Here is a 17855-nt window from a genome sequence, read left to right on the forward strand (position 1 = left end):
CGTGCAAGTCGCCGGCACAAGCCAGGAGGCAGCAGCATGAAACCGATTCTTGTTCGCGCCGCACCGATCGCGGCGCTCGTTGCGGCCGCGTCGCTGAGCGGATGCGTCGCGCCGCCGCCGACGACGGTCCTGAGCCGCCTGCCCGAGCAGGCAGGCACGACGCCGCGCACGCTCACGCCCGACGAACGCAAGCGCTACGACGAGATCGACCGGCAGGTGCTGCGTGAGCAGAACGCGGCGATCGCGGCCGACGAAGCCGCGCGCGCGTGGTCGTACTACTATCCGCCGCCCGTCACCTATTACGGCGGCTATTACGGCGGAGGCTGGGGGCGTGGCTGGGGCACGGGCTTCAGCTACGGCTACCCGGGCTGGTGGTGAAAAACACCGGATTCCGAACGATTGAAAATCGGCAGGAAACAAAAAAGCGCGGCCGAAAGACCGCGCTTTTTTGTTAGGCGCTCCGAAGCTTCATCACCGCGCGAAGCTTGCGATGCTCGGCCGGTCGAAGCCGGCAACACGAGCGATGCGCGTCCGGCCAAGCACCTGCGCCACGCACCGCGCTCGACGACGCGTCAGCCGTGCACCGGCTTGTGCGCCTTGTCGCCGCCGTGCCGCTTTTCTGGCTTCGCGCGCGACACCGGATTCGGCACGACGCGCACCGGCGCGGCCGACACCTCGCCGCGCGTCGACATCGCCGGCTGCGCATTGCTCTGCGCCGCAGGCGCCGGCGAATTCGGCGACACGAACTGCACGAACACTTCGCCGTCCTTCACCATGCCCATCTCGTAGCGCGCACGCTCCTCGATCGCCGAGGTGCCGCTCTGCAGATCCTGCACTTCGCCCGCGATCCGCTCGTTGCGCAGCTTCGCGTCGGCGTTCTTCTGCAATTGGTCGTTCAACTGCTGCCGAAGCTCGTGCACTCGCAGCCAGCCGCCATGCCCCCACCACAATGGGTACTGAATCACGACCAGCAAAGCGATCAGGACGACGGTAACGAGCCGCATGAATAAGCCGCAGATATAAGAAGCGCCGCTTCACGAGATCGCGAAGCGGCGTCATCGATGAACAAGACCGATATTAACGCGTTAGCGCGTGTCAGCGCAGGTTATAGAACGCCGACTTGCCCGGGTAGCTCGCGATGTCGCCGAGATCTTCCTCGATGCGCAGCAGCTGGTTGTACTTCGAGATGCGGTCGCTGCGCGACAGCGAGCCCGTCTTGATCTGGCCGGCGTTCAGGCCGACGGCGATGTCGGCAATCGTCGAGTCTTCCGTTTCGCCCGAGCGGTGCGAAATCACGGCCGTGTAGCCGGCACGCTTCGCCATCTCGATCGCCGCGAACGTTTCGGTCAACGTACCGATCTGGTTGATCTTGATGAGGATCGAGTTCGCGACGCCCTTCTCGATGCCTTCCTTCAGGATGCGCGTGTTCGTGACGAACAGGTCGTCGCCGACGAGCTGAACCTTCTTGCCGAGGCGCTCGGTCAGCAGTTTCCAGCCTTCCCAGTCGCTTTCGTGCATGCCGTCCTCGATCGACACGATCGGGAACTTGTCCGCGAGCGTCGCGAGATAGTCAGTGAACTCGGCCGACGACAGCTGCAGGCCTTCGCCCGCGAGCTGGTACTTGCCGTCGTGGTAGAACTCCGACGCCGCGCAGTCGAGCGCGAGCAGCACGTCTTCACCCGCGCGGTAGCCGGCCTTCTCGATCGCCTGCAGGATCGTCGACAGGCATTCGTCGTTGCTGCCGAAGTTCGGCGCGAAGCCGCCTTCGTCGCCGACCGCCGTGCTCATGCCGCGGTCCGACAGGATCTTCTTCAGCGCGTGGAACACTTCCGCGCCGCAGCGCAGCGCTTCGCGGAACGTCGGCTGGCTCACCGGCACGATCATGAATTCCTGGATGTCCAGGCTGTTGTTCGCGTGCGCGCCGCCGTTCACGATGTTCATCATCGGCACCGGCAGTTGCATCGCGCCCGAGCCGCCGAAGTAGCGGTACAGCGGCAGGCCGGCTTCTTCAGCCGCGGCCTTCGCGACCGCCATCGACACGGCGAGCATCGCGTTCGCGCCGAGGCGCGACTTGTTGTCGGTGCCGTCGAGTTCGAGCAGCGTCTTGTCGAGAAACGCCTGCTCGGACGCGTCGAGGCCCATGATCGCTTCGGAGATCTCGGTGTTGATGTGCTCGACCGCCTTCAGCACGCCCTTGCCGTTGTAGCGGCCGGCTTCGCCGTCACGCAGCTCGATCGCCTCGCGCGAGCCGGTCGACGCGCCCGACGGCACCGCCGCGCGGCCCATCGTGCCCGACTCGAGCAGCACGTCGCACTCGACGGTGGGGTTGCCGCGCGAATCCAGAATTTCGCGGCCGATGATATCTACGATTGCACTCATGGTTTCCTCTGAAAATGACGATGGATTCTGTCTTCAGCGATGGCGGCCGGCGCGCACGCGAAAGCCGCTTTCGCTACTGACGCGCACGAGGGCCGCCGAGTTCATCTCAATTGAAATCGTTTTCCAGGAACGGCGCGCACTTCACCGCCCGATCGAGCGTGGCGAGCGTCTCCAGCAACGCGGCCATCTTGCCGAGCGGCACCGCGTTCGGTCCGTCCGACCGGGCCTCGGCCGGGTTCGGGTGGGTCTCCATGAAGAGCCCCGCGACGCCCGTCGCCACCGCCGCGCGTGCGAGCACCGGCACGAATTCGCGCTGGCCGCCCGAGCTCGTGCCCTGCCCGCCCGGCAACTGCACCGAATGGGTTGCGTCGAACACGACGGGCGCGCCCGTCTCGCGCATGATCGCGAGCGAGCGCATGTCCGACACGAGGTTGTTGTAGCCGAACGACACGCCGCGCTCGCATGCGAGGAAGCGGTCTTCCGACAGCCCCGCGTCGCGCGCGGCGTCGCGCGCCTTGTCGATCACGTTCTTCATGTCGTGCGGCGCGAGGAACTGGCCCTTCTTGATGTTGACGGGCTTGCCCGACTGCGCGCACGCGCGGATGAAGTCGGTCTGACGGCACAGAAACGCGGGCGTCTGCAGCACGTCGACGACGGCCGCGACAGGCGCGATCTCGTCGATCTCGTGCACGTCGGTCAGCACCGGCACGTTCAGCTGGCGCTTCACCTCGGCGAGGATCCGCAGGCCCTCGTCCATCCCGAGCCCGCGAAACGACTTGCCCGAGCTGCGATTGGCCTTGTCGTACGACGACTTGTAGATGAACGGCACGCCGAGCTTCGAGCAGATCTCCTTCAGCCGGCCCGCCGTGTCGATCGTCATCTGCTCCGATTCGACGACGCAGGTGCCCGCGATCAGGAAGAACGGCTGGTCGAGCCCGACTTCGAATCCGGCGAGATTCATGCTTTCACTCCGGCGCGCGACTGCTGATACGCGAGCGCGGCCTGGACGAACGACTTGAAGAGCGGATGGCCGTCGCGCGGCGTCGACGTGAATTCCGGGTGGAACTGGACGCCGACGAACCACGGGTGCATCGCGCGCGGCAGCTCCATCATTTCCGGCAGATCCTCGCTCGGCGTGCGCGCGCTGATCACGAGGCCGCCTGCTTCGAGCTGCGGCACCAAGCGGTTGTTGACTTCGTAGCGGTGACGGTGACGCTCGTTCACGTCCTTGCCGTAGATCTCTTCGGCGAGCGTGCCCGCCTTGATCGGGCAGCGCTGCGAACCGAGCCGCATCGTGCCGCCGAGGTCCGATTCCTCGGTCCGCTTCTCGACCTTGCCGTCGCGGTCGAACCACTCGGTGATCAGCGCGACGACGCGCTCCGGCGTGTTCGGATCGAACTCGGTGCTGTTCGCCTGCGCCAGGCCGACGACGTCGCGCGCGAATTCGATGACGGCGAGCTGCATCCCGAGGCAGATGCCGAGATACGGGACCTTCGACTCGCGCGCATGGCGGATCGCCGCGATCTTGCCTTCGGTGCCGCGCCGGCCGAAGCCGCCCGGCACGAGAACCGCGTCGAGATGCGCGAGACTCGCGGTGCCGTTCGCCTCGAGCTCTTCCGAATCGATGTACTCGATGTTGACCTTCGTCGACGTGTGGATCGACGCATGGCGCAGCGCTTCGATCAGCGACTTGTACGATTCCGTCAGGTCGACGTACTTGCCGACCATCCCGATCGTCACCTCGTGCTTCGGATGCTGAAGCTTCTCGACGAGATCCGACCACATGCGGAGATCGGCCGGCTTCGGATCGAGCTTGAGCTCCTCGCAGATGATCTTGTCGAGGCCCTGGTCGTGCAGCATCTGCGGGATCTTGTAGATGCTGTCGACATCCCACACCGAGATCACCGCGTCTTCCGGCACGTTCGAGAAGAGCGAGATCTTCTTCGATTCGTCGTCGGGGATCGGGCGGTCGGCGCGGCAGAGCAGCACGTGCGGCGAAATGCCGATCTCGCGCAGCTTCTGCACGCTGTGCTGGGTCGGCTTCGTCTTCAGCTCGCCCGCCGTCGCGATGAACGGCACGAGCGTCAGGTGAACGAAGCATGCGCTGTTGCGGCCGAGGCGCAGGCTCATCTGGCGCGCCGCCTCGAGGAACGGCAGCGACTCGATGTCGCCCACCGTGCCGCCGATCTCGACGATCGCGACATCCGGCTCGCCGCAGGTGGCCGATGCCGCGCCGCGCTCGACGAATGCCTGGATCTCGTTCGTGATGTGCGGGATCACCTGGACGGTCTTGCCGAGGTAATCGCCGCGACGCTCCTTGCGGATCACCGATTCGTAGATCTGACCGGTCGTGAAATTGTTGGCCTTGCGCATCTTCGTGCTGATGAAGCGCTCATAGTGGCCGAGGTCGAGATCGGTTTCCGCGCCGTCTTCCGTCACGAACACTTCGCCGTGCTGAAACGGGCTCATCGTGCCGGGATCGACGTTGATGTACGGATCGAGTTTGAGGAGGGTGACTTTGAGACCGCGCGATTCGAGGATCGCGGCGAGAGAAGCGGCGGCAATGCCCTTGCCGAGGGAAGAAACTACGCCGCCGGTGACGAAAACATATTTGGTCATCGCTGGATGCTCGCGGGAAAAACGGATTATACCGTAAAGGCCGCGCGTCACTCAGCAATCGACGCTCGATCGCACCCTTTCCTTCTCCTTTCCGGGCTCATGTGCGCCCCCTCCCCGGCCGTCCCGCGCGGCCCCCCCGCACGTCGCGCAAACCTGTCGAGCGGACCTTGCTTCGCGCGCGTTGCGTCCGCCCCTCTTGCGCACCGCGGCACGCTCGAAGCGGACGCCGACACGATCACGCGCGCCGAGCTTCGGCGCCGCCGCTCTCGGCGGCGCGCAGCGCGTTGATCATGCGCTGCAGCGCCCGCGCGGTCTCGAGCGGCCGCTCCATCGGGAAGAGATGACTGCCCTCAAGCCACTCGATCCGGCCGCGCGCCGCCCGGCGCGTCGCCGCGAGCCCGATCTGGCGGATCTCGCGCGAACGCGTGCCGGCGAGAAAGCCGATCGGCACGGGCGCGCCGTGCGCAAGCCGCGGACCGAGCGTATGCGGCAGCGTCCGGTAGATCATGTATTCGATCTGCCGGTCGAACGCGAGCGCGCGCTCGCCCGCCGCACTCGCCTGCGGAATGCCGTAGTCGATGTAATCGGACAGCATCCGTTCGTCCCAGCGCGCGAACGACTGCTTCGCGCGGAAGTGCCGCCAGACGTCATCGCGGCTCGCCCAATGGACGCGACGGTTGCGCGTCGCGGCGGCGGGCGACAGGCGCTCGTCGAGCCCCGTCCATTGGCTCACGCGCAGCGCGCTGCTGCGCCAGCCCGCGATCACGGGCGAATCGAGCATCACGACGCCGCGCACCCATTGCGGGCGCTTGAGCGCCGCCATCAGCGACAGGTAGCCGCCGAGCGAATGGCCGACGAGCCAGACGGGCCGCTCGTACGTGCGGCCGATGTCGTCGAGCAGCTGCTCGACGAGGTGCGGCCAGTCGCGCGTTACCGGAAAGCGGCGGTCATGTCCGATTCTCTCGATGAAGCGCAACTCGTAATCGTCCGCGAGCTCGGCGAAGATCGTCCGGTAGGTAGATGCCGGAAAGCCGTTCGCATGCGAAAAATGGATGATGTCCTTCAAATGCCGCTGTCTCCCTGTCGTAGCCTCCGCGTCGCATCACCAGCCCATCCAGTAGCGCCGGCGCGCGTCCCGGTATCGGATCGGCACTGGGGCCGCGCCGTTCGACGTCACGTCGATGCGCACTGCGCCGTCGCGGTCGGTGCGAGGCAGCTCGATACCGCGCCCGACATAGCGCGCCCAGACGGTCGGATGCGGATGCTGGAACCTATTCGCGTAGCCTACCTGAAATATGGCAATGCGCGGCTCGACCGAATCGAGGAAAGGTTCGGTCGACGACGTGCGGCTGCCGTGATGCGGGACGACGAGCACCTGCGCGGCGAGCGCCTCGCGCGATCCGGCGACGAGCGTGCGCTCGGAGCGTGCGTCGACGTCGCCCGTCAGGAGCGCCGCGCGCTCGCCCGCCGACACGCGCAGCACGCATGACTGCGCGTTCGTCGCACCGCCCGCCCGTGGGCCGCCGTCGGGCCAGAGCGTCGTGAATTCGACGCCGTCCCAGCGCCAGCGCTGCCCCGCGGCGCACGGCAGCGCGTCCGTCACGCCCGCTGCGCGCGCGACGCGCCAGAGGCGATTCGAAGGCGGCAGGCCGCCCGTCATCTGCGCGACCGTGACCGATTCGAGCACGGCGGGCGCGCCGCCCGCGTGGTCCGAGTCCGCGTGGCTCACAACGAGCGCGTCGAGCGCGCGCACGCCCTGCGCGCGCAGGAACGGCACGACGATCCGCTCGCCCGCGTTCGACGCCTCGGGTCCCGGGCCCGCATCGAACAGCAGCGCGTGCCGCGCGGTCTCGATCAGCACGGCGGAGCCCTGCCCGACGTCGAGCGCCGTCAGCCGGAACGCGCCTTCGGGCGGCGCATGCGACGCCGGCGCGAGGAGCGGCAGCCAGGCAAGCGGCGCCGCGTGGCGCAGCGGCCAGCCGCGCGGCGTCAGCGCCCAGACGACGCCCGCCGCCGCCGTCGCGAGCGCGAGGCTGCCAGGCACCGGCAACATCCAGACCGTGCGCCCCGCGCCGGCCGTCGCTTCGAGGAGCCGCATCATGGTCGCGACGAGCGCATGTGCGAACGCGAAGGCGAATGCGTCGAGCGGCGCGGGCAGCACGACGCCGGCGAGCACCGTCGGCGTGACGAGCGAGCCGACCCAGGGGATCGCGAACGCGTTCGCGAGCGGCCCCGCGAGCGGAATCTGCGCGAACCACAGCACGGTGAGCGGTGCAAGCGCGATCGTCACCGCGTACTGCGCGCGCGCAGCATCGCGCACACGCCGGGCGAGCCGCCTCGTCGCCCGCGCGAAAACCGTGCGCAACCGCGCGGCGTGCGACGGCGGCACGCCGTCGCTGCCGTCGATTGCGCCGCGCCCCGCGCGTCCATCGTCCGCCTCACGCGCATCGCGCGCGGCACTTCGCCCCGACGACACGAACAGGATCGCCGCGACCGCGCCGAACGACAGCCAGAATCCCGGCGCCGTCACCGCCCACGGATCGACGAGCAGCACGCAGCCGAGCGCCGCCGCCAGCACCGACGATGGCGCGAGCGAACGCCCGCTCAGATACGCGACGCCCGCGGCGGCGAGCATCCACCACGCACGCTGCGCGGGCACGTTGAAGCCGGCGAGCGCCGCGTAGCCGGCGCTGCCAATGATCGCACCGATCGCCGCGATCTTCTGCGCGGGCAAGACGAGCGGCCAGTTCCGCCCGACGTAGCCCGAGCGCCGCCAGAATCTGCCCGCGAGCCACGCGCACAAGCCGCCGACCATCCCGACGTGCAGCCCGGAGATCGCGACCAGGTGGCTCGTGCCGGTGTCGCGCAGGATGCGCCAGTCGTCGTCGCCGATGTCGCCCTGCGCGCCGATCGCGAGCGCGACGACGATCCCGCGATGCGCAGCGTCGCCGAGCACGTCGACGATCCGGCCGCGCAGCCGCGCACGCAGCCGGTCGATCGCGGCGGCGATGCCGGGCGCCCCGCCCGTCAGCCGCTGCGCATCGTGCGGCGCGGACACGTAGCCGAGCGCCCGGATGCCGCGCGCGAGCCATGCCGCCTCCGCGTCGCGCACGCCGAAGTTCGCGTTGCCGTGCGGGCGTTTCAGACGCACGCGCAGCCGCCATCGGTCGCCCGGCACGAGCTCGGGCGGCGGCGCCGTGCGCCTGAATGCGTACCAGGCGAGCGACAGCGTCGCGGGAAACCTGACGATGCCCGCATCGTTGTCGTCGACGTCGAATAGGAAGCGCACGCCGTTCGCGTCGCGCGACGGCAGCCCGCGCACCGCGCCCGTCACGACGATGTCACGCCCTTGCCACGGCTCGGGCAGCGCATCGCTCAGGCGCCACTGCGCATGCGCCGCCGCGTAGCCGAAGCCCGCGAGCGCCGCGGCGCAACAGCACGCGCAGAAACCGGCCCGCTGCATGCGCGCACGCGCGTCGCCGCGCAGCGCGGCCGCAAGCCATACGCACAAGCCGAACGCGAGCCCGCCGCCCGCCCATGCCGCCGCACCCGGCAGCGCCGCCTGCTGCTGCAGCGCGACGACGCCGAGCGCGAACGCGCCGCACATCGCCCGCATCGCGCCTCCGTGTTTCGCGCCGCCTGGGCGCGCGCCTGGTCACGGGTCGATTATGCGGACGAAAGCGCGAGACGCGGCAGCGCGGCGAGCGCGTTAGCCGAAGTGGATAGCGAGAGTCGGGCGACGTCGATGCCGCGCAGCGCGGCGATCGCCGCGCCGATGAGCGGCACCTGGTCGGGCGTGTTGCGCTGCCTGTAGCGCCATTCGGGCGGAATGTCCGGGGCGTCGGTCTCGACCACGAGCGCGTCGAGCGGCAATTGCCCGGCGAGCCGCCTGATCTGCAGCGCGCGGCCGAACGTCACGTTGCCGCCGAAGCCGAGCTTGAGCCCTTGCGCGAGATACGCATCGGCCTGCTGGAAGCTGCCGTTGAACGCGTGCGCGATGCCGCGCCGCACGCCCGCGCGCCGCAGCCCGGCCAGCACGCGATCCTGCGACTTGCGCACGTGGCACACGACCGGCAGATCGAAATCGCGCGCGAGCCGCAGCTGCGCATCATAGAAGCCTTGCTGCCGGTTCTCGTCGAGCCCCGGCACGAAGTAGTCGAGGCCGATCTCGCCGATGCCGACGAAACGCGGATCGTCGAGGCTCGCCTCGACCTCCATCCGCAGCCGGTCGAGATCCTCGTCGCGCGCATGCGGCGTGTACATCGGATGAATGCCGAGCGCGTACACCGCACCCTCCGTCGCGTGCGCGAGCTCGCGCACCGTCGCGAAATTCACGCGCCCGACACTCGGGATCACGATCCGCGACACGCCCGCCGCCCGCGCCGCATCGGCAACGGCCCCGCGATCGGCGTCGAACTCGGCCGCGTCGAGATGGCAGTGCGTGTCGATCCACATCGCGTCACACCGGCACGGCCGGCTCCTCGTGCAGCACGCCGTCGCGCAGCCGCAGGATGCGGTCGCAGCGCGCGGCGAGATCGGGATCGTGCGTGACGATCACGAAGCTCGTGTCGAGCGTCCTCGACAATTCGAGCATCAGGTGGAACACGTGATCGGCAGTCGAGCCGTCGAGGTTGCCGGTCGGCTCGTCGGCAAGCACGCACGCCGGCTTCGTGACGAGCGCGCGCGCGATCGCGACGCGCTGCCGCTCGCCGCCCGACAGCTCGCCCGGCCGGTGCTTCGCGCGTGCGCCGAGCCCCACCTCCTCGAGCATCGCGCGCGCGCGATGGCGCGCGTCCTCGGTCGACATCCGGCGGATCCGCAGCGGCATCGCGACGTTGTCGAGCGCGGTGAACTCCGGCAGCAGATGGTGAAACTGATAGACGAAGCCGAGCGCGCGGTTGCGCAGGTCGTTGCGCTCGCGCTCGGCGAGCTGCGTAAACGGCTTGCCGAGCAGCGACACCCGTCCGGCGCTCGGCTCGTCGAGGCCGCCCAGCACGTGCAGGAGCGTGCTCTTGCCCGAGCCCGACGCGCCGACGATCGCAAGCTTCTCGCCGCGCCGCACCGACACCTCAGCGTTGTCGAGCACCTGCACGTTGAAGCCGCCCTGCACGAACGTCTTCGTGATTCCGTGCGCCTCGAGCACGCACTCGCGCGCGGCGCCATCCTGATAGTTCTGATTCATCGTCTGTTCGAAGACCCGGTCATTCATAGCGCAGCGCCTCCGCGGGGCGCACCTTCGCGCCGCGCCAACTCGGATAGAGCGTCGCGAGCGCGGACAGCGCGAACGCGATCACGCCAATCTTGATCACATCGCCCGGCACGAGCTCGGACGGCAGCTCGCTGATGAAGTACACCGACGGCGGCAGGAACTGCACGCCGAACGCATGCTCGATCATCGGGATGAGCCACGGGATGCTCCACGCGATCAGGCAGCCGAGCGCGACGCCCGTCGCGGTGCCGGCGAAGCCGATCGTCACGCCCTGCACGACGAAGATCTTCATGATCGAGCCCGGCTGCGCGCCGAGCGTGCGCAGGATCGCGATGTCCGCCTGCTTGTTCGTCACGGTCATCACGAGCGACGACACGAGATTGAACGCCGCGACCGCGATGATGAGCGTCAGGATGATGAACATCATCCGCTTCTCGATCTGCACCGCGGAGAACCACGTCTTGTTCTGCTGCGTCCAATCGCGGATGTACAAGTCGCCCGACAGCGTGTGCGCGAGCTCGCGCGCAACCTGCGGCGCCTTCTGCATGTCCGTGAGGCGCAGCCGCACGCCCGTCGGCGCGGGCAGCCGGAAGAGCGCCTGCGCGTCCTGGATGTCGATCATCGCGAGCGAGCTGTCGTATTCGTAATGGCCGGATTCGAAGAGGCCGACGACCGTGAACTGCTTGAGGCGCGGCATCATCCCGGCCGGCGTGATCGTGCCTTCCGGCGCGACGAGCGTGACCTTGTCGCCGACGCCCACGCCGAGATTGCCCGCGAGCGCGTCGCCGAGCACGATCCCGAACTGGCCGGGCGCGAGCGCCGTGAGCGCGCCCGCCTTCATGTCCTTGCCGATGTCGGACACCTGCGGCTCGAGCGACGGCTCGACGCCGCGCAGCATCACGCCGCTCACCGCGTCCTGGCGCGTGAGTAGCGCCTGCGCGTCGACGTAGGGCGCCGCGCCGATCACGGACGGATTCAGGCGCGCCTCCTTCGCGGTCAGTTGCCAGTCGGGCATCGAGCCCGTCGGCGAAAAGACCTCGACGTGCGCGAGCACCGACAGCATCCGGTCGCGCACTTCTTTCTGGAAGCCGTTCATCACGGACAGCACGACGATGAGCGCCGCGACGCCGAGCGCGATCCCGAGCATCGACACGAGCGCGATGAAGGAGATGAAGCCGTTGCCGGTCGTGCGTTTGCCGGCGCGCGTGTAGCGCCAGCCGATCTGCCATTCGTACGGAAGTTTCAAGCGTATCCTTTCTGCTGGTTGGGACGCCGCGCGCCGCGCGAATCCGCGCGCAGGAACCGGGCCTGCCCGGTCACGCGCGCAGTGTGCCACACAATGCTTAACCGACCCTGAAAACGCTCCGGATCAGGCCGGCCGGCGGCGACGTGGCGGATTCGATCGAATCCGCCACGTCAGGCGCGATCGATGCGGCGTCGACCGATACTCGCGGGTGCGCCTTCGCCGCGGGCAGCGTGCGCCGACAAGCGACGCGTGCGCTGCGCCGATCCGCAATTTTACCAACGGAGTCACGCGCGCCGCGCACGCGACGTACGGCGCGGCATCGGCGACCGGCCTTGCCGTTTGGCCTACAATGCGCACCATCATGCGTGCCCAACGTCTTCACTTCCTCGTGCCTTTCGCGCTGCCGTCGGTCGCCGACGCCGCGTCTTCCCTCCACACGCTCGACAGCCCCGCGCTCGACAAGCTTCTCGCTCGCGCGCGCCTCGTCGAACGCACGGTCGGCGAAGATTTCCAGCGCACGCTGCCAAACGAACGCTGGCTCGCGCGCCAGTTCGGCGCGATTCCCGCCGACGCCGACGACGCGCCGCTCGCGCCGTACATGCTCATCGCCGACGGCGGCACGCCGGGCGACGACACATGGGCGTGCGTCGAGCCCGTGCACGTGCGGATCGCGACCGATCACCTCGTGCTGATCGATCCCGCGTCGCTCGAGATCGGCGACGACGAAGCCGCCGCGCTCCTCGACACGGCGCGCCCGCTGATCGAGGAGCTCGGCGTGAAGCTGCAGGCGCCGCGGGCATCGCGCTGGTATCTGTCGAGCCCGCAGCTCGCCGGACTCGCGGGCGCCGCGCCGCTGCGCGCGAGCGGACGCAACATCGAGATCTGGCTGCCGCACGAGACGCAGACGGGCGAACGCTCGCGCGCCTGGATGAAGCTGCAGAACGAAGTGCAGATGGCGTGGTTCCAGCACCCCGTCAACGAGGCGCGCGAAGCGCGCGGCTATCCTGCCGTCAATTCGATCTGGTTCCACGCGCAAGGCGCGATGAAGCCGGTGACGAGCCCGTTCGCGCGCGTGTTGTCGCGCTCGCCCGGCGCACGCGGGCTCGCGCTTGCGGCGGGTTCGGCCGCGGGAGAGCCACCCGCCGCATTCGATGCGCTCGCCGCCGGCGCCGCGGCGCAATCGAGCGACACGATGCTCGTCGAGCTCGACGCGCTGACGACGCCGTTCATCGAGCAGGACTGGGCGCGCTGGCACGACGCGCTCGCCGCGCTCGAGCGCGACTGGTTCGCACCCGCGCTCGACGCGCTCGCGCGAGGCCGCGTCGGCGAGCTCGCGCTCACGCTCTGCGGCGATACGAGCACCGCGACGCTCGCCGCGACGCGCGGCGATCTGCGCAAATTCTGGCGCCGCCGCACGCTCGCCTCCCTGTTCGAATAACGCAACCGCTTCGCATGACCCACATCGTCACCCGCTCGCCCGCCCCCGCCGCGCTCGACGCGCTCGCCCGCCACGGACTGCATCCCGTGCTCGCCCGCCTCTATGCGGCGCGCGGGATCACGTCGCCCGCCGACGTCGAAACCGCGCTGTCGCGCCTCGTGCCGCCCGCGCAGCTCAAAGGCTGCGCGGACGCCGCCGCGCTGCTCGCGGACGCGCTCGAGGCCGGCCGCAAGATGCTCGTCGTCGCCGACTACGACTGCGACGGCGCGACCGCATGCGCGGTCGCCGTGCGCGGCCTGAGCATGTTCGGCGCGAAGATCGACTACCTGGTGCCGAACCGCTTCGAGTACGGCTATGGCTTGACGCCCGAGATCGTCGAGCTCGCCGCCGCGCGCAAGCCCGATCTGCTGATCACCGTCGACAACGGGATCGCGAGCGTCGACGGCGTCGCGGCCGCGAATGCGCGCGGCATCGACGTGCTCGTCACCGATCATCACCTGCCCGGCGACACGCTGCCCGCCGCGCGCGCGATCGTCAATCCGAATCAGCCGGGCTGCGCATTTCCGAGCAAGCACATCGCGGGCGTCGGCGTGATGTTCTACGTGCTGCTCGCGCTGCGCACCGAGCTGCGCGCGCGCGGCGCGTTCGGCGACGCGCGTCCCGAGCCGCGGCTCGACGGCCTCCTCGACCTCGTCGCGCTCGGCACGGTCGCCGACGTCGTGCGCCTCGACGGCAACAACCGCGTGCTCGTCGCGCAGGGCCTGCAGCGGATCCGCAACGGCCGGATGCAGCCCGGCATCGCGGCGCTCTTTCGCGCGGCGGCGCGCGAAGCGCGCAGCGCATCCGGCTTCGATCTGGGCTTCGGCCTCGGCCCGCGCCTGAACGCGGCAGGCCGCCTGTCCGACATGTCGCTCGGGATCGAATGCCTGACGACCGACGACGTCGGCCGCGCGTGGGAGCTCGCCCAGCAGCTCGACGCGATGAACCGCGAGCGGCGCGAGATCGAGGCGGGCATGCAGCAGCAGGCGCTCGCCGATCTCGCGTCGGTCGACCCGGCCGAAGCGGCGACGATCACGCTCTTCAACCCCGAATGGCACCAGGGCGTGATCGGCATCGTCGCGGGGCGGCTGAAGGAGCGCTTTCACCGGCCGGCGTTCACGTTCGCGCACGCGGACGACAGCGGCGCGCGCGTGAAGGGCTCGGGCCGCTCGATCCCCGGGTTCCATTTGCGCGACGCGATCGACCTGATCTCGAAACGCGAACCCGATCTGATCGTCACGTTCGGCGGCCACGCGATGGCGGCGGGCGTCACGCTCGATACCAAGAACGTGCCGCGCTTCGCCGCCGCGTTCGAGGCGGTCGCGCGCGAACGGCTGTCCGACGATGTGCTCGCGCGCGTGATCGAGACAGACGGCGATCTCGAGGACGCGTATTTCACGCCGCAGGTCGTCGAGCTGCTCGATTCGGCCGTCTGGGGCCAGGGCTTTCCGGCGCCGCTCTTCTCGGGCGAATTCGATGTAGCGTCGCAGGCGCTCGTCAAGGACAAGCACCTGAAACTGCAACTGATGCGCGGCCGCCAGCGCTTCAACGCGATCTGGTTCAACCACGCCGAGCCGCTGCCCGCGCGCGCGACGGTCGCGTTCCGGCTCGCGAGCGACACGTGGAACGGCATGACGCGCGTGCAGCTGATCGTCGAGCACGCGGCGTAGGGCGCGCCGCCGATCGTCGGAACGCGCCGAACCGAACCGAACCGAGCCACATCGATTCGCGCGATCGCTCGTACGGGACGAGCGCGGCGATCCGCGGGACGGGCGCGTTGCAGCGCGGCGTCGCGCCCGGCTTCGCCTCGAATACGGACGCGCCGTGCGATCAAGACGCCCGCCCCGCTCGCCTCCAGTCGTGCATCGTCCCCGATGCCGCCACGCGCGCCCGCATCCGCACGCAGATCCGTCACCGATTCCTGACGAGTCGGATCGGCACGATCGGCGCGCAGCCGTCCCGCGCCGCATGCGCATGGCCTCGAATGCCGCTGCTCCGATCGCCGTCCCGCCCGCCGCGCACCGAATCGGCGGCCCCCGCGCGCCGCGCCGCGCACCGCCGCCTGCGCCGCGCCGTACCGGCCGAGGCCGTCGATCGGCTATAATTTCTCTTTTTCACGAAGCGTCAAAAGCGAACAAGATCATGGAAGCGGAACGTCTGAACGCGATCGAAAGCTCCCTCGCGGACCTGCGCCGGCGCGCGGGCGAGCTACGGGGGTATCTTTGACTACGACGTCAAGTCTGCACGTCTAGCCGAAGTCAACAAGCAACTCGAAGACCCGAACGTCTGGAACGACTCGAAGAACGCCCAGGCGCTCGGCCGCGAGAAGAAGTCGCTCGAGGGCGTCGTCATGACGCTCACGGCACTCGATAACGACCTGCGCGACGCGCAGGACCTGTTCGACCTCGCCCACGAGGAAGGCGACGAAGACACGCTTCTCGCGACCGAAGAGGACGCGGCGAAACTCGAGGCGCGCGTCGCCGACATCGAATTCCGCCGGATGTTCTCGAACCCGGCCGATCCGAACAACTGCTTCATCGACATCCAGGCCGGCGCCGGCGGCACCGAGGCGTGCGACTGGGCGTCGATGCTGCTGCGCCAGTACCTGCGCTACTGCGAACGCAAGGGCTTCAAGGCGGAAGTGCTCGAAGAATCCGACGGCGACGTCGCCGGCATCAAGAACGCGACGATCAAGGTCTCGGGCGAATACGCGTACGGCTATCTGCGCACCGAAACCGGCATTCACCGCCTCGTGCGCAAGTCGCCGTTCGATTCGTCGGGCGGCCGTCACACGTCGTTCTCGTCGGTGTTCGTCTATCCGGAAATCGACGATTCGATCGAAGTCGAGGTCAACCCGGCCGATCTGCGCATCGACACGTACCGCGCATCGGGCGCGGGCGGCCAGCACATCAACAAGACCGACTCGGCCGTGCGGATCACGCACATGCCGACGGGCATCGTCGTCCAGTGCCAGAACGACCGCTCGCAGCACCGCAACCGTGCGGAAGCGATGGCGATGCTGAAGTCGCGCCTGTACGAAGCCGAGCTGCGCAAGCGCCAGGCCGAGCAGGACAAGCTCGAATCGAGCAAGACCGACGTGGGCTGGGGCCACCAGATCCGCTCGTACGTGCTCGACCAGAGCCGCGTGAAGGATCTGCGCACGAACGTCGAAATGAGCAATACGAAGGCCGTCCTCGACGGCGACCTCGACGACTTCATCGGCGCGAGCCTCAAACAGGGCGTGTAAGCGCCCCCGCGCGGGCGCGGCCGACCCGCGCGCCGGCCGCATCGGCGCCGCGCCCCGCTGCCGCATTACCCTCGAACCCGACCATCATGACCGAACCGACCCAACCGCAGGCCGCTGTCGCAGCGGACGAAAACCAGATCGTCGCGGAACGCCGCGACAAGCTGCGCGCGCTGCGCGACCAAGGCATCGCCTATCCGAACGACTTCCAGCCGACCCGCCATGCGGCCGATCTGCAGAACGAATACGCGGACGCCGACAAGGAAGCGCTCGAAGCGAAGCACCTCGAAGTCGCGATCGCCGGCCGGATGATGCTCAAGCGCGTGATGGGCAAGGCGAGCTTCGCGACGGTGCAGGACGGCTCGGGCCAAATCCAGTTCTTCGTGACGCCGGCCGACGTCGGCGCCGAGACCTACGACGCGTTCAAGAAGTGGGACCTGGGCGACATCATCGCCGCGCGCGGCGTGCTGTTCCGCACGAACAAGGGCGAGCTGTCGGTGAAGTGCACGGCGCTGCGGCTGCTGTCGAAGGCGCTGCGCCCGCTGCCCGACAAATTCCACGGCCTCGCGGATCAGGAGACGCGCTATCGCCAGCGCTACGTCGACCTGATCGTCACGCCGGAGACGCGCTCGACGTTCCGCGCGCGCACGAAGGCGATCGCGTCGATCCGCAAGTTCATGGGCGACGCCGACTTCATGGAAGTCGAGACGCCGATGCTGCACCCGATCCCGGGCGGTGCGGCGGCGAAGCCGTTCGTCACGCATCACAACGCGCTCGACATGCAGATGTTCCTGCGCATCGCGCCCGAGCTGTACCTGAAGCGCCTCATCGTCGGCGGCTTCGAGCGCGTGTTCGAGATCAACCGGAATTTCCGCAACGAGGGCGTGTCGCCGCGCCACAACCCGGAATTCACGATGATGGAGTTCTACGCCGCGTATACCGACTACCGCTGGCTGATGGACTTCACCGAGCAGTTGATCCGTCAGGCGGCCGTCGACGCGCTCGGCACCGCGACGATCCAGTACCAGGGCCGCGAGCTCGATCTCGCGAAGCCGTTCCATCGGCTCACGATCACGCAGGCGATCCAGAAGTTCGCGCCGAACTACACGCACGGCCAGTTGTCGGACGACGCTTACTTGCGCAGCGAACTGAAGCGCCTCGGTGTCGACGTCACGCAGCCGGCGTTCCTGAACGCAGGCATCGGCGCGCTGCAGCTCGCGCTCTTCGAGGAAACCGCAGAACCGCAGCTGTGGGAGCCGACCTTCATCATCGACTACCCGATCGAAGTGTCGCCGCTCGCGCGCGAATCGGACACGGTGCCGGGCATCACCGAGCGCTTCGAGCTCTTCATCACCGGCCGCGAGATCGCGAACGGCTTCTCGGAGCTGAACGATCCCGAAGACCAGGCTGCGCGCTTCAAGAAGCAGGTCGAGCAGAAGGACGCGGGCGACGAGGAAGCGATGTTCTTCGACGCCGACTACATCCGCGCGCTCGAATACGGGATGCCTCCGACAGGCGGCTGCGGGATCGGCATCGACCGTCTCGTAATGCTGCTCACCGACAGCCCGACGATCCGCGACGTGCTGCTGTTCCCGCACCTGCGCCGCGAGGACTGATCCCCGCGCGGGCCGTCTTCCGCCCGTTTTTCGCCCGCTTCCCCGAGGCGGAAAACGGTGGCGGA

The 17855-nt window shown here is 68.7% G+C and carries 14 protein-coding genes; 5 read left to right on the plus strand and 9 right to left on the minus strand.

Annotated features, from left to right (window positions below):
* The first annotated feature begins 36 nt into the window (after positions 1-36).
* The gene (locus WS69_RS27015; protein WP_059473712.1) at positions 37-378 is read left to right on the plus strand and encodes a hypothetical protein; all 342 of its coding nucleotides are present in this window, start codon (positions 37-39) and stop codon (positions 376-378) included.
* Between the two features lie 194 nt (positions 379-572).
* Here the strand turns inward: WS69_RS27015 and ftsB are convergent, their stop codons facing one another.
* The 9 genes from ftsB to WS69_RS27060 all read right to left on the minus strand — a co-directional run bounded on the left by ftsB (position 573) and on the right by WS69_RS27060 (position 11453).
* Complete coding sequence (gene ftsB / locus WS69_RS27020; RefSeq protein ID WP_059473713.1) at positions 573-1004, minus strand: cell division protein FtsB; 432 nt, start codon at positions 1002-1004, stop codon at positions 573-575.
* Between the two features lie 91 nt (positions 1005-1095).
* Entirely contained in the window at positions 1096-2379 is a 1284-nt protein-coding gene (eno, locus tag WS69_RS27025) for a phosphopyruvate hydratase (RefSeq protein WP_059473714.1), read from the minus strand.
* 106 nt (positions 2380-2485) lie between these two features.
* Positions 2486-3340, minus strand: coding sequence for a 3-deoxy-8-phosphooctulonate synthase (gene kdsA, locus WS69_RS27030; RefSeq protein ID WP_059473715.1), 855 nt, complete (start codon positions 3338-3340; stop codon positions 2486-2488).
* Positions 3337-4998, minus strand: a complete 1662-nt coding sequence (locus tag WS69_RS27035) for a CTP synthase (RefSeq protein ID WP_059473716.1) — start codon at positions 4996-4998, stop codon at positions 3337-3339. The genes kdsA and WS69_RS27035 overlap by 4 nt, the downstream gene beginning before the upstream one ends.
* Before the next feature lie 235 nt (positions 4999-5233).
* The gene (locus tag WS69_RS27040; protein ID WP_059473717.1) at positions 5234-6064 is read right to left on the minus strand and encodes an alpha/beta fold hydrolase; all 831 of its coding nucleotides are present in this window, start codon (positions 6062-6064) and stop codon (positions 5234-5236) included.
* Positions 6065-6100: 36 nt separating this feature from the next.
* Complete coding sequence (locus WS69_RS27045) at positions 6101-8614, minus strand: DNA internalization-related competence protein ComEC/Rec2 (RefSeq protein WP_059473718.1); 2514 nt, start codon at positions 8612-8614, stop codon at positions 6101-6103.
* Between the two features lie 50 nt (positions 8615-8664).
* Positions 8665-9453 (minus strand): TatD family hydrolase, encoded by a 789-nt coding sequence (locus WS69_RS27050; protein WP_059473719.1) that lies wholly within the window; start codon positions 9451-9453, stop codon positions 8665-8667.
* A 4-nt stretch (positions 9454-9457) separates the two neighbouring features.
* Positions 9458-10207 carry a lipoprotein-releasing ABC transporter ATP-binding protein LolD gene (lolD, locus tag WS69_RS27055; protein WP_059473720.1) on the minus strand — a complete coding sequence of 250 codons (750 nt, stop codon included), beginning with the start codon at positions 10205-10207 and terminating at the stop codon, positions 9458-9460.
* On the minus strand, positions 10200-11453 hold the full coding sequence (locus WS69_RS27060; protein WP_059473721.1) for a lipoprotein-releasing ABC transporter permease subunit: 1254 nt from the start codon (positions 11451-11453) through the stop codon (positions 10200-10202). The genes lolD and WS69_RS27060 overlap by 8 nt, the downstream gene beginning before the upstream one ends.
* 361 nt (positions 11454-11814) lie before the next feature.
* Between WS69_RS27060 and WS69_RS27065 the strand changes: the two genes are divergently transcribed.
* From WS69_RS27065 to lysS, 4 genes are all read left to right on the plus strand, one after another.
* Positions 11815-12891, plus strand: a complete 1077-nt coding sequence (locus WS69_RS27065) for a regulator (protein WP_082716537.1) — start codon at positions 11815-11817, stop codon at positions 12889-12891.
* A 14-nt stretch (positions 12892-12905) separates the two neighbouring features.
* Positions 12906-14600 carry a single-stranded-DNA-specific exonuclease RecJ gene (recJ, locus tag WS69_RS27070; RefSeq protein ID WP_059473722.1) on the plus strand — a complete coding sequence of 565 codons (1695 nt, stop codon included), beginning with the start codon at positions 12906-12908 and terminating at the stop codon, positions 14598-14600.
* A 472-nt stretch (positions 14601-15072) separates the two neighbouring features.
* Positions 15073-16177 (plus strand): peptide chain release factor 2 gene (gene prfB / locus WS69_RS27085; protein ID WP_197419321.1). Its coding sequence is split into 2 segments (ribosomal slippage): positions 15073-15153 and positions 15155-16177, totalling 1104 coding nucleotides; the frame shifts between segments, so codons are not numbered across the junction.
* Between the two features lie 86 nt (positions 16178-16263).
* The gene (gene lysS, locus WS69_RS27090; protein ID WP_059473725.1) at positions 16264-17790 is read left to right on the plus strand and encodes a lysine--tRNA ligase; all 1527 of its coding nucleotides are present in this window, start codon (positions 16264-16266) and stop codon (positions 17788-17790) included.
* Positions 17791-17855 lie beyond the last annotated feature (65 nt).

Source organism: Burkholderia sp. BDU5, from assembly GCF_001522845.1.
In the GTDB taxonomy this organism is placed as follows: Bacteria; Pseudomonadota; Gammaproteobacteria; order Burkholderiales; family Burkholderiaceae; genus Burkholderia; species Burkholderia mayonis.